General features: G+C 27.5%; 11 protein-coding genes and 1 pseudogene. 6 read left to right on the top strand and 6 right to left on the bottom strand.

Annotated features, from left to right (window positions below; all coding sequences use genetic code 11):
• From bhYOR_RS05280 to bhYOR_RS05265, 4 genes are all read right to left on the bottom strand, one after another.
• Window positions 1-558 (bottom strand): chromosome replication/partitioning protein (locus bhYOR_RS05280; protein ID WP_247088424.1); only part of this gene is annotated, 558 nt, incomplete at its 3' end.
• Between the two features lie 45 nt (window positions 559-603).
• The gene (locus bhYOR_RS05275; RefSeq protein ID WP_025400377.1) at window positions 604-1,371 is read right to left on the bottom strand and encodes a ParA family protein; all 768 of its coding nucleotides are present in this window, start codon (window positions 1,369-1,371) and stop codon (window positions 604-606) included.
• Entirely contained in the window at window positions 1,368-1,631 is a 264-nt protein-coding gene (locus bhYOR_RS05270) for a hypothetical protein (RefSeq protein WP_025400378.1), read from the bottom strand. Before bhYOR_RS05270 ends, bhYOR_RS05275 begins: the two co-directional genes overlap by 4 nt.
• Before the next feature lie 17 nt (window positions 1,632-1,648).
• The gene (locus bhYOR_RS05265; RefSeq protein ID WP_025400379.1) at window positions 1,649-1,864 is read right to left on the bottom strand and encodes a hypothetical protein; all 216 of its coding nucleotides are present in this window, start codon (window positions 1,862-1,864) and stop codon (window positions 1,649-1,651) included.
• 237 nt (window positions 1,865-2,101) lie between these two features.
• Here bhYOR_RS05265 and bhYOR_RS05255 point away from each other — a divergent pair.
• A pseudogene (locus tag bhYOR_RS05255) lies at window positions 2,102-2,655 on the top strand (plasmid maintenance protein).
• A gap of 1,809 nt (window positions 2,656-4,464) precedes the next feature.
• Here the strand turns inward: bhYOR_RS05255 and bhYOR_RS05250 are convergent.
• Window positions 4,465-5,127, bottom strand: coding sequence for a hypothetical protein (locus bhYOR_RS05250; RefSeq protein WP_025400381.1), 663 nt, complete (start codon window positions 5,125-5,127; stop codon window positions 4,465-4,467).
• Between the two features lie 1,181 nt (window positions 5,128-6,308).
• Here bhYOR_RS05250 and bhYOR_RS05245 point away from each other — a divergent pair.
• Window positions 6,309-6,971, top strand: coding sequence for a hypothetical protein (locus tag bhYOR_RS05245; RefSeq protein ID WP_025400381.1), 663 nt, complete (start codon window positions 6,309-6,311; stop codon window positions 6,969-6,971).
• Between the two features lie 1,808 nt (window positions 6,972-8,779).
• Here bhYOR_RS05245 and bhYOR_RS05240 read toward each other — a convergent pair.
• Window positions 8,780-9,334 carry a plasmid maintenance protein gene (locus bhYOR_RS05240; RefSeq protein ID WP_247088412.1) on the bottom strand — a complete coding sequence of 185 codons (555 nt, stop codon included), beginning with the start codon at window positions 9,332-9,334 and terminating at the stop codon, window positions 8,780-8,782.
• A 237-nt stretch (window positions 9,335-9,571) separates the two neighbouring features.
• On the opposite strand from bhYOR_RS05240, the gene bhYOR_RS05235 reads away from it, so the two are divergent.
• From bhYOR_RS05235 to bhYOR_RS05220, 4 genes are all read left to right on the top strand, one after another.
• On the top strand, window positions 9,572-9,787 hold the full coding sequence (locus tag bhYOR_RS05235) for a hypothetical protein (RefSeq protein ID WP_025400379.1): 216 nt from the start codon (window positions 9,572-9,574) through the stop codon (window positions 9,785-9,787).
• Window positions 9,788-9,875: 88 nt separating this feature from the next.
• The gene (locus bhYOR_RS05230) at window positions 9,876-10,067 is read left to right on the top strand and encodes a hypothetical protein (RefSeq protein WP_247088410.1); all 192 of its coding nucleotides are present in this window, start codon (window positions 9,876-9,878) and stop codon (window positions 10,065-10,067) included.
• Window positions 10,064-10,831, top strand: a complete 768-nt coding sequence (locus bhYOR_RS05225) for a ParA family protein (protein ID WP_025400377.1) — start codon at window positions 10,064-10,066, stop codon at window positions 10,829-10,831. The genes bhYOR_RS05230 and bhYOR_RS05225 overlap by 4 nt, the downstream gene beginning before the upstream one ends.
• A gap of 45 nt (window positions 10,832-10,876) precedes the next feature.
• Window positions 10,877-11,392, top strand: a complete 516-nt coding sequence (locus tag bhYOR_RS05220; RefSeq protein ID WP_247088408.1) for a chromosome replication/partitioning protein — start codon at window positions 10,877-10,879, stop codon at window positions 11,390-11,392.
• The last annotated feature ends 44 nt before the right edge of the window (window positions 11,393-11,436 follow it).

Below are 11,436 nucleotides of genomic sequence, written 5' to 3'. Positions count from 1 at the left end.
AGTTAATTGATTTTTAGTATAAAATAGCCATATAATCATTATATTATATAATAAATGATTCCCAATTATCCAGCAATGTTTAAGCAAAAACTTCTCAAGTTTTTGCTTATTTTTCACAAGAACCAATTGCTTTTCTTTGTCTTCCAAATTAAATCTAATAATAACGGGCTTACACCCTGGGGAACTCTTTTTAACTCTTATATCATTAATAATTTTATTCAAAGAACTCTGCATAATATCTTGCTCGCTTATATTCTCTTTTTCTAAATAAGCACCTATTTTAATATATCTGTATATCATAGTTCTACTGAATTTATAGTCTAAACAAAATTCATAAAAATTATCATATCCATCAAATCTATATAATTTATTCTTCTTTATCTCATAAAGTGCTTTAGCTAATTCTACTCTATTAACAGCCTCCTCCAAAGTCCGGGCCTTAATTTCTTCCTTAAGCTGCCTATATCTTAATCGAGCCTTTTCTTTGCCAGAATCACTCTCAACCCGAGTTACATCCCCTACCCTACTTTTAATAGTATTAAGTATGTCTATTTTCATTTTTATTCCTTCAATATAAATATTTGTAAACTAGTTTACAAATATTTATATTGTCTTTATGTTCTCAATACCTTCAATAACTTCAGCCACTTTCAAATATTCATTATAATATCTTTCGCTCTCCTGGGGTTCTAATCTATAAGTAATCATCTTCTGAATAGCAGCACTTCTGTGAATTTTAATCGGGACATATTCTTGATAAAGCTGTTGCAAGCTATAGAAAAATTCTTTCTTTATTTTTCTATTTTCCTCATAAAGGGTTTGAATAACATAATAACTCTTAAAATCCTGCTTCTGATAAGCACTAATAATCTCTTGCATTTTACTTTTCAAAATATCATAACTCTCAATTGCCCAGAGCTCTGCTGGCAAAGGAATAACGACCTTGGTAGCAATCATCAAAGAATTAATAAGCTCTTTATTAACTGAGGGGGGAGTATCAATTAATATGTAATCATATTCATCAAAATAAGGGGTCAAAATCGTTTTCAGCTTATACTCCTGCCCAATAATATTCTCTCCTGAAAATTGAGAAAGCTTAATATGCGATGGGGCAAAGTGTAAATCGTCTGTTATCTCATGTACAATACTCATAAAAGACTTTTTAGACTTTAACACTTCGTAAATATTATACTCTCTTATATCGATTTTGTTTTCAAAATAAGGAAGGAAATAAGAAGTAATACTGGCCTGAGAATCAATGTCTATGAGCAAAGTTTTATACCTTTTAGAAAAAATAAATCCCAACATTATTGCTGTTACACTTTTACCAACTCCGCCCTTAATTGAGGAAATAGCTATAATATCTCTCATCTTATACCCCTAGAATCTAAACACTTAAATCTTTTATCATAAAAAAGTTTATCCAAATTATCCTCAGCGACTAAGAGTTCTTCAGACAAAGAATTAACAACGCCAATATCTTTTGCCTTAACCGAAATATTAAGCTTTTTTATCTTATTTTTTATCGTAAAATAGGAAATATTGTTAACCTTAGCCAAAAAAAGAGGAGTATAATATTTTTTCCCCTCATATTCAATGAAAAAATCCTTCAAATTTGTTTTCTCTACCAAACTCAACTACCTTTTTGTCATTCTTTCTTTAACTTGTCCTTAATAAGATTTTGAGCCTCTTCACTTAAAAGCAACTCTCTTTTCTTAAAGAATAAATCCTTAGAAGAAATTATTCCTTCAATCTTATTTTTTTTTATATATCTCGAAAGATAAGAAGAATCGCTATATCCCATCTCTCTTGAAAATTCTTTCAGGTTTTTTAAAGAATTTAAAAAATTTAGTGTAATCCGCACGAAATTCCATCTCCTAAACAAGTTTTCATCAATAGTACAACTTATTGTCTAACATAACTAACTTTATTATAAACTATAAACATCATTTTGTAAATCAAATTGACAAAATAACTTTTTTAGTATATAAGTTAGTATATACATAAATTATATTAATATATCTTGTTCTTTAAAAAAAGACTAGAGACAAAAAAGACCTAAAATAAAGGTCTTAAACAAACTGAAATAAAGGATAAATCGATGAAAAATTTAAATTTCTTTTTACATAATAACAGCAAACTCAAGAAAAATCAAGTTAGACTAATCAAACTAATTTCCATCTTAAAATATCTAAATAGAAACAAGTTGGGATATAACCAACAAGACATACTCAACTTAGCTAACTTTTTTCTAAAAAAGAAGGTTACTCGGTAATTAAAATGAAAACATTACAAAAAGACTTGGGCTTCCTCAAAAAAAACCATGTAATCAAAACATTCATAATAAGACTTGGGGAATACAAAGGTTCAAAAATAAAGTATATACCAAAAAGAAACGCATATCAGATATTAAAGCAAGTACTCAATGCAACAGAAGAACTATTAGAAAAAACATTCAATATCATATACAAACTAAATAAACAGGAGAAAATCAAAAATAAAACCGAAGAAAAAAATAGAACAAAAAATAGCAGTGTATATAATATAATATATAATAATATAAATAATAAGAAAAAAACAGAAAGAGAAACGGATAAACAAAAGCAAATAAAAGGAAAAATATTAGAAAGATGCACATCATACAGGGATACGTAAAAGGAAACCGCCAAAGTCTGATAACAATAAAAACAAAAGGAAATAAAAACAATACACAAACCAAAACTAAGAGGAAAGAAATATCTATACAAATATAATCCCAAAATTTTGGCTCTTGGAATTTATAAATACCCTAAAGAATTTATCAGGAAGAATATAAAGAAGCAAATATCCAAAGAAAGACCTAATAGTAAAAACACCAACAAAATTTAGCAAATAAACACAATAATCAGAACACTAATAACAAAAAGATAATAAAAGTCAAAATCGTAAAAGCAACAAATCTCAAACAATGACTTGGAATAAAAAATGAGGCCTAAATAATATAAAGACAAAAGCCCTTAAAACATAGAGAAAAACATTCAAAAAATTAAGAATACCATAATAAAAAGCCGCAAAAAAGCACATCCCACCTATCAAAAATTATCAACAGATCATGGACAAATTCGATATATAAATTACTTAGCAAACGTCGTTGTATTACAATGCGGGTTTTTTTAATCGGCGAATTTTTCTCTTAAAACAAGTGTTCAAATTGATAGTCTAGGTTTTTTGGAGAATTACAATTTAAAGAATCTAGGCGTGGATTACGGTCCATGCAAATAAAAGAAAAACCCCTTGGGGAAGGGGATTATTTAAAAGAATGTATGGTATGAAGTAAATATTGATAATAAATTCTTTTAATTTTAAAAAAGGAGAATATTTAATAATTAAGTATTAGTTCAAAAATTAATTATTTTCAAGTTTTTCTAAAACATTACTTAATATTTTTTCTCAAAATTTTAAATAAAAATACCAACAATTATTAATGATCCTGTAATTTCAAGTCATAAAGGCAAGGTTACCATTATTTTAATGGATCAATTAAATTGCAATATAATTTAAAGCAATTAGTCAAAATTGTTCTTAAAGCAATAGGAACAGAGGAATTTCTCAAAAATATGACGGCCCTTTAAAAAATATATGGACATAAATAGGGAACCTTACAGGAAACATTCACTTCAAACTTTATGCCCCATTAAAACTGTTATTGTTCAGGTCTTGTTCTATACAGGAAAAGCAAAAAAGCGTTTTAACATTAACAATGGCAATTTATTAGGCTTAAAACATTAGCAAAAGGTCCGTTATGATTTAATATTTGGTATTAATAATATTCTGATGAATTTGTTAAAAAGGAAACACGTGCTTTAGAGTGTTATTATTACCAGATAGTTCAAGGATGTCAAAAAAAAATAGTGAGGATATTTTGTAGAGATAATATAAGGTTTGCAATTAATTTGTATGTGAAACACAGGGACTATTTGCAAATCATTTTGCCAATTTTATATTGAGCCTTCTAAGTATTGATTACATTAATAACAGCTCATTTGCAAGTTCAACATTGATAATTTCTTACGGAAATGAGGACAATATATTTTACCATAATTTTTCAGATTTACGGTTTCTATTTTGCTGAAAAAATCCCAATATATCGAAAGGGGATAAAGATAGACTATTATGATATATGTTTGTTTGGGGCATATATTTTCTTAGAATACAAGAAAAGAAAGTCCCTACTCCTATGTCTTGTTTTGGAGAGGATTAATAGGAGTGTTGGGGACTGTTGATAGAATGCTTTCTACCGTATTTATATATGTTTATAATATTATTTTATTTTTTTAATTTTGTAAATATTTTTAAACAATTTTATTATATTCTATATCAATACCCAAGATTTCGACACAATTAACAGTACGAACAAATTGCTAACAGGTTAATATTTGGATGTTATTACTGTTGTTTGCCATCGGGATTCATGATGTATTTATGCTAAATACATTTGCAATTATTCTCCCGCCTTAAATCATGATCAAGCTTTTTTATTGCTTTCATAAGTCTCATTTGACCCATTTGCAAGGCAGAAATTTTTCTCCTCTTATTTCTAAAACTCAATTCTTGGTTTATTTTTTTATTCGATTCTTGCATTTCTTTAATTTCTAAGGCACTTGGTTCATAATCGATCCATTTTTTATCTATCCACCCCTTTTCCCATTCATAATACCCTTCATTGTAGTTAGTTCCGTTAGACTCATCAAAATGCCTTGAAAGAGCTGATATTACTTTTTCACCGTACTGAAGCATTTTTTCTATTTCTGTCCTTACAATAAATTCATTATAATCATAAGTTTTGCCCGTTTGCATATTAATGATATCAACAATTAACTTAAAAATATTTATGCAGTTCATTGCAATATTGCCAAATGGAAGATCCGGACTACTTAGACATTTAATATTGACTGCATATTTGTTCTTTAAGCTTTTAGGTATTTTGAAGAAGTCAACTATAAATCCATCGACTTTGGCTTTGTAATTTGCTTCATACTGAGAATTTCCGAAAAAGGTTTCACGATTACCTTCGGTCATATAATTATCATAATCCAGTATCATAGGCAACTTTCTTTCTTGAGCATTATATTGTTTAATATTTCTCATCTCATATCCTCAGAAATCAAAATTCTTTCTTTTATCTTTATATCATACATTATTATAATATATATTAAATAAGAATGGATATAAATAGCTGATAATTTTTAGTCTAAATTTTTGCTTGTTTAACAAAGGATTGATATTCATTTACCTGAAATTATTATTTTTTATATTTGATATTGTTTTTTTGATGGTTTGCAATATACTTAATTTATCTTTAACCTTTAACCATTTATAAGAAGCTTTGAGCAAGCAATTTTCTCAAGGCTTCTTATTGCTTTATTTTTTATACAGCACAACATTACAGCTATGCCGGGTTACTTTTTATAGAGTTATTGATATAATCTGATTATTCTAAACCCAGGGAGTTTGAATTAATTACAATTTTTTTAGAAAAAGTTATTAAAGTTATTTATAAACAAGTTGTCTATTATTATGTTCTCATAATTATCTACAAAATATAGGGATAATTTATGCAGAAATTATTTTCTTTGATTAGTAATTTTTTTGCGCAATCTAAGTAACCCTTATCTAGCCTAAGCTCTATTATTTGAGCATTTCTTTTTTTAGATAATCCTCCTGCCTTCTTTGATGTTTTTTGAGTTTATTCTCATTTTTATTATAAATAGTAATTCTTGATCGCTATATTTTTATTTTGATGCTATATCAATAGAATAATGTACTTCAAACATATTGTTTGATTCACAACTGTCTTACCAAAAAGACCCAAAAGCGTGGGTCATGATCCAACCGATAGTAAAATATAAGCACTTGTTTATAAATAACTTTAATAACTTTTTCTAAAAAAATTGTAATTAATTCAAACTCCCTGGGTTTAGAATAATCAGATTATATCAATAACTCTATAAAAAGTAACCCGGCATAGCTGTAATGTTGTGCTGTATAAAAAATAAAGCAATAAGAAGCCTTGAGAAAATTGCTTGCTCAAAGCTTCTTATAAATGGTTAAAGGTTAAAGATAAATTAAGTATATTGCAAACCATCAAAAAAACAATATCAAATATAAAAAATAATAATTTCAGGTAAATGAATATCAATCCTTTGTTAAACAAGCAAAAATTTAGACTAAAAATTATCAGCTATTTATATCCATTCTTATTTAATATATATTATAATAATGTATGATATAAAGATAAAAGAAAGAATTTTGATTTCTGAGGATATGAGATGAGAAATATTAAACAATATAATGCTCAAGAAAGAAAGTTGCCTATGATACTGGATTATGATAATTATATGACCGAAGGTAATCGTGAAACCTTTTTCGGAAATTCTCAGTATGAAGCAAATTACAAAGCCAAAGTCGATGGATTTATAGTTGACTTCTTCAAAATACCTAAAAGCTTAAAGAACAAATATGCAGTCAATATTAAATGTCTAAGTAGTCCGGATCTTCCATTTGGCAATATTGCAATGAACTGCATAAATATTTTTAAGTTAATTGTTGATATCATTAATATGCAAACGGGCAAAACTTATGATTATAATGAATTTATTGTAAGGACAGAAATAGAAAAAATGCTTCAGTACGGTGAAAAAGTAATATCAGCTCTTTCAAGGCATTTTGATGAGTCTAACGGAACTAACTACAATGAAGGGTATTATGAATGGGAAAAGGGGTGGATAGATAAAAAATGGATCGATTATGAACCAAGTGCCTTAGAAATTAAAGAAATGCAAGAATCGAATAAAAAAATAAACCAAGAATTGAGTTTTAGAAATAAGAGGAGAAAAATTTCTGCCTTGCAAATGGGTCAAATGAGACTTATGAAAGCAATAAAAAAGCTTGATCATGATTTAAGGCGGGAGAATAATTGCAAATGTATTTAGCATAAATACATCATGAATCCCGATGGCAAACAACAGTAATAACATCCAAATATTAACCTGTTAGCAATTTGTTCGTACTGTTAATTGTGTCGAAATCTTGGGTATTGATATAGAATATAATAAAATTGTTTAAAAATATTTACAAAATTAAAAAAATAAAATAATATTATAAACATATATAAATACGGTAGAAAGCATTCTATCAACAGTCCCCAACACTCCTATTAATCCTCTCCAAAACAAGACATAGGAGTAGGGACTTTCTTTTCTTGTATTCTAAGAAAATATATGCCCCAAACAAACATATATCATAATAGTCTATCTTTATCCCCTTTCGATATATTGGGATTTTTTCAGCAAAATAGAAACCGTAAATCTGAAAAATTATGGTAAAATATATTGTCCTCATTTCCGTAAGAAATTATCAATGTTGAACTTGCAAATGAGCTGTTATTAATGTAATCAATACTTAGAAGGCTCAATATAAAATTGGCAAAATGATTTGCAAATAGTCCCTGTGTTTCACATACAAATTAATTGCAAACCTTATATTATCTCTACAAAATATCCTCACTATTTTTTTTTGACATCCTTGAACTATCTGGTAATAATAACACTCTAAAGCACGTGTTTCCTTTTTAACAAATTCATCAGAATATTATTAATACCAAATATTAAATCATAACGGACCTTTTGCTAATGTTTTAAGCCTAATAAATTGCCATTGTTAATGTTAAAACGCTTTTTTGCTTTTCCTGTATAGAACAAGACCTGAACAATAACAGTTTTAATGGGGCATAAAGTTTGAAGTGAATGTTTCCTGTAAGGTTCCCTATTTATGTCCATATATTTTTTAAAGGGCCGTCATATTTTTGAGAAATTCCTCTGTTCCTATTGCTTTAAGAACAATTTTGACTAATTGCTTTAAATTATATTGCAATTTAATTGATCCATTAAAATAATGGTAACCTTGCCTTTATGACTTGAAATTACAGGATCATTAATAATTGTTGGTATTTTTATTTAAAATTTTGAGAAAAAATATTAAGTAATGTTTTAGAAAAACTTGAAAATAATTAATTTTTGAACTAATACTTAATTATTAAATATTCTCCTTTTTTAAAATTAAAAGAATTTATTATCAATATTTACTTCATACCATACATTCTTTTAAATAATCCCCTTCCCCAAGGGGTTTTCTTTTATTTGCATGGACCGTAATCCACGCCTAGATTCTTTAAATTGTAATTCTCCAAAAAACCTAGACTATCAATTTGAACACTTGTTTTAAGAGAAAAATTCGCCGATTAAAAAAACCCGCATTGTAATACAACGACGTTTGCTAAGTAATTTATATATCGAATTTGTCCATGATCTGTTGATAATTTTTGATAGGTGGGATGTGCTTTTTTGCGGCTTTTTATTATGGTATTCTTAATTTTTTGAATGTTTTTCTCTATGTTTTAAGGGCTTTTGTCTTTATATTATTTAGGCCTCATTTTTTATTCCAAGTCATTGTTTGAGATTTGTTGCTTTTACGATTTTGACTTTTATTATCTTTTTGTTATTAGTGTTCTGATTATTGTGTTTATTTGCTAAATTTTGTTGGTGTTTTTACTATTAGGTCTTTCTTTGGATATTTGCTTCTTTATATTCTTCCTGATAAATTCTTTAGGGTATTTATAAATTCCAAGAGCCAAAATTTTGGGATTATATTTGTATAGATATTTCTTTCCTCTTAGTTTTGGTTTGTGTATTGTTTTTATTTCCTTTTGTTTTTATTGTTATCAGACTTTGGCGGTTTCCTTTTACGTATCCCTGTATGATGTGCATCTTTCTAATATTTTTCCTTTTATTTGCTTTTGTTTATCCGTTTCTCTTTCTGTTTTTTTCTTATTATTTATATTATTATATATTATATTATATACACTGCTATTTTTTGTTCTATTTTTTTCTTCGGTTTTATTTTTGATTTTCTCCTGTTTATTTAGTTTGTATATGATATTGAATGTTTTTTCTAATAGTTCTTCTGTTGCATTGAGTACTTGCTTTAATATCTGATATGCGTTTCTTTTTGGTATATACTTTATTTTTGAACCTTTGTATTCCCCAAGTCTTATTATGAATGTTTTGATTACATGGTTTTTTTTGAGGAAGCCCAAGTCTTTTTGTAATGTTTTCATTTTAATTACCGAGTAACCTTCTTTTTTTAGAAAAAAGTTAGCTAAGTTGAGTATGTCTTGTTGGTTATATCCCAACTTGTTTCTATTTAGATATTTTAAGATGGAAATTAGTTTGATTAGTCTAACTTGATTTTTCTTGAGTTTGCTGTTATTATGTAAAAAGAAATTTAAATTTTTCATCGATTTATCCTTTATTTCAGTTTGTTTAAGACCTTTATTTTAGGTCTTTTTTGTCTCTAGTCTTTTTTTAAAGAACAAGATATATTAATATAATTTATGTATATACTAACTTATATACTAAAAAAGTTATTTTGTCAATTTGATTTACAAAATGATGTTTATAGTTTATAATAAAGTTAGTTATGTTAGACAATAAGTTGTACTATTGATGAAAACTTGTTTAGGAGATGGAATTTCGTGCGGATTACACTAAATTTTTTAAATTCTTTAAAAAACCTGAAAGAATTTTCAAGAGAGATGGGATATAGCGATTCTTCTTATCTTTCGAGATATATAAAAAAAAATAAGATTGAAGGAATAATTTCTTCTAAGGATTTATTCTTTAAGAAAAGAGAGTTGCTTTTAAGTGAAGAGGCTCAAAATCTTATTAAGGACAAGTTAAAGAAAGAATGACAAAAAGGTAGTTGAGTTTGGTAGAGAAAACAAATTTGAAGGATTTTTTCATTGAATATGAGGGAAAAAATATTATACTCCTCTTTTTTTGGCTAAGGTTAACAATATTTCCTATTTTACGATAAAAAATAAGATAAAAAAGCTTAATATTTCGGTTAAGGCAAAAGATATTGGCGTTGTTAATTCTTTGTCTGAAGAACTCTTAGTCGCTGAGGATAATTTGGATAAACTTTTTTATGATAAAAGATTTAAGTGTTTAGATTCTAGGGGTATAAGATGAGAGATATTATAGCTATTTCCTCAATTAAGGGCGGAGTTGGTAAAAGTGTAACAGCAATAATGTTGGGATTTATTTTTTCTAAAAGGTATAAAACTTTGCTCATAGACATTGATTCTCAGGCCAGTATTACTTCTTATTTCCTTCCTTATTTTGAAAACAAAATCGATATAAGAGAGTATAATATTTACGAAGTGTTAAAGTCTAAAAAGTCTTTTATGAGTATTGTACATGAGATAACAGACGATTTACACTTTGCCCCATCGCATATTAAGCTTTCTCAATTTTCAGGAGAGAATATTATTGGGCAGGAGTATAAGCTGAAAACGATTTTGACCCCTTATTTTGATGAATATGATTACATATTAATTGATACTCCCCCCTCAGTTAATAAAGAGCTTATTAATTCTTTGATGATTGCTACCAAGGTCGTTATTCCTTTGCCAGCAGAGCTCTGGGCAATTGAGAGTTATGATATTTTGAAAAGTAAAATGCAAGAGATTATTAGTGCTTATCAGAAGCAGGATTTTAAGAGTTATTATGTTATTCAAACCCTTTATGAGGAAAATAGAAAAATAAAGAAAGAATTTTTCTATAGCTTGCAACAGCTTTATCAAGAATATGTCCCGATTAAAATTCACAGAAGTGCTGCTATTCAGAAGATGATTACTTATAGATTAGAACCCCAGGAGAGCGAAAGATATTATAATGAATATTTGAAAGTGGCTGAAGTTATTGAAGGTATTGAGAACATAAAGACAATATAAATATTTGTAAACTAGTTTACAAATATTTATATTGAAGGAATAAAAATGAAAATAGACATACTTAATACTATTAAAAGTAGGGTAGGGGATGTAACTCGGGTTGAGAGTGATTCTGGCAAAGAAAAGGCTCGATTAAGATATAGGCAGCTTAAGGAAGAAATTAAGGCCCGGACTTTGGAGGAGGCTGTTAATAGAGTAGAATTAGCTAAAGCACTTTATGAGATAAAGAAGAATAAATTATATAGATTTGATGGATATGATAATTTTTATGAATTTTGTTTAGACTATAAATTCAGTAGAACTATGATATACAGATATATTAAAATAGGTGCTTATTTAGAAAAAGAGAATATAAGCGAGCAAGATATTATGCAGAGTTCTTTGAATAAAATTATTAATGATATAAGAGTTAAAAAGAGTTCCCCAGGGTGTAAGCCCGTTATTATTAGATTTAATTTGGAAGACAAAGAAAAGCAATTGGTTCTTGTGAAAAATAAGCAAAAACTTGAGAAGTTTTTGCTTAAACATTTGCTGGATAATTGGGAATCATTTATTATATAATATAATGATTATATGGCTATTTTATACTAAAAATCAATTAACTA

Origin of the sequence: Borrelia nietonii YOR, from assembly GCF_023035795.1 — a bacterium.
GTDB lineage: Bacteria > Spirochaetota > Spirochaetia > Borreliales > Borreliaceae > Borrelia > Borrelia hermsii.
This window is presented reverse-complemented; position numbering and strand designations above follow the sequence as displayed.

Bases quoted from the DNA above. Each gene is read 5' to 3' on its own strand.
- bhYOR_RS05275 (WP_025400377.1), bottom strand. From the start codon at position 1,371: ATGAGAGATATTATAGCTATTTCCTCAATTAAGGGCGGAGTTGGTAAA.
- bhYOR_RS05250 (WP_025400381.1), bottom strand. From the start codon at position 5,127: ATGAGAAATATTAAACAATATAATGCTCAAGAAAGAAAGTTGCCTATG.
- bhYOR_RS05245 (WP_025400381.1), top strand. From the start codon at position 6,309: ATGAGAAATATTAAACAATATAATGCTCAAGAAAGAAAGTTGCCTATG.
- bhYOR_RS05240 (WP_247088412.1), bottom strand. From the start codon at position 9,334: ATGAAAAATTTAAATTTCTTTTTACATAATAACAGCAAACTCAAGAAA.
- bhYOR_RS05225 (WP_025400377.1), top strand. From the start codon at position 10,064: ATGAGAGATATTATAGCTATTTCCTCAATTAAGGGCGGAGTTGGTAAA.
- bhYOR_RS05220 (WP_247088408.1), top strand. From the start codon at position 10,877: ATGAAAATAGACATACTTAATACTATTAAAAGTAGGGTAGGGGATGTA.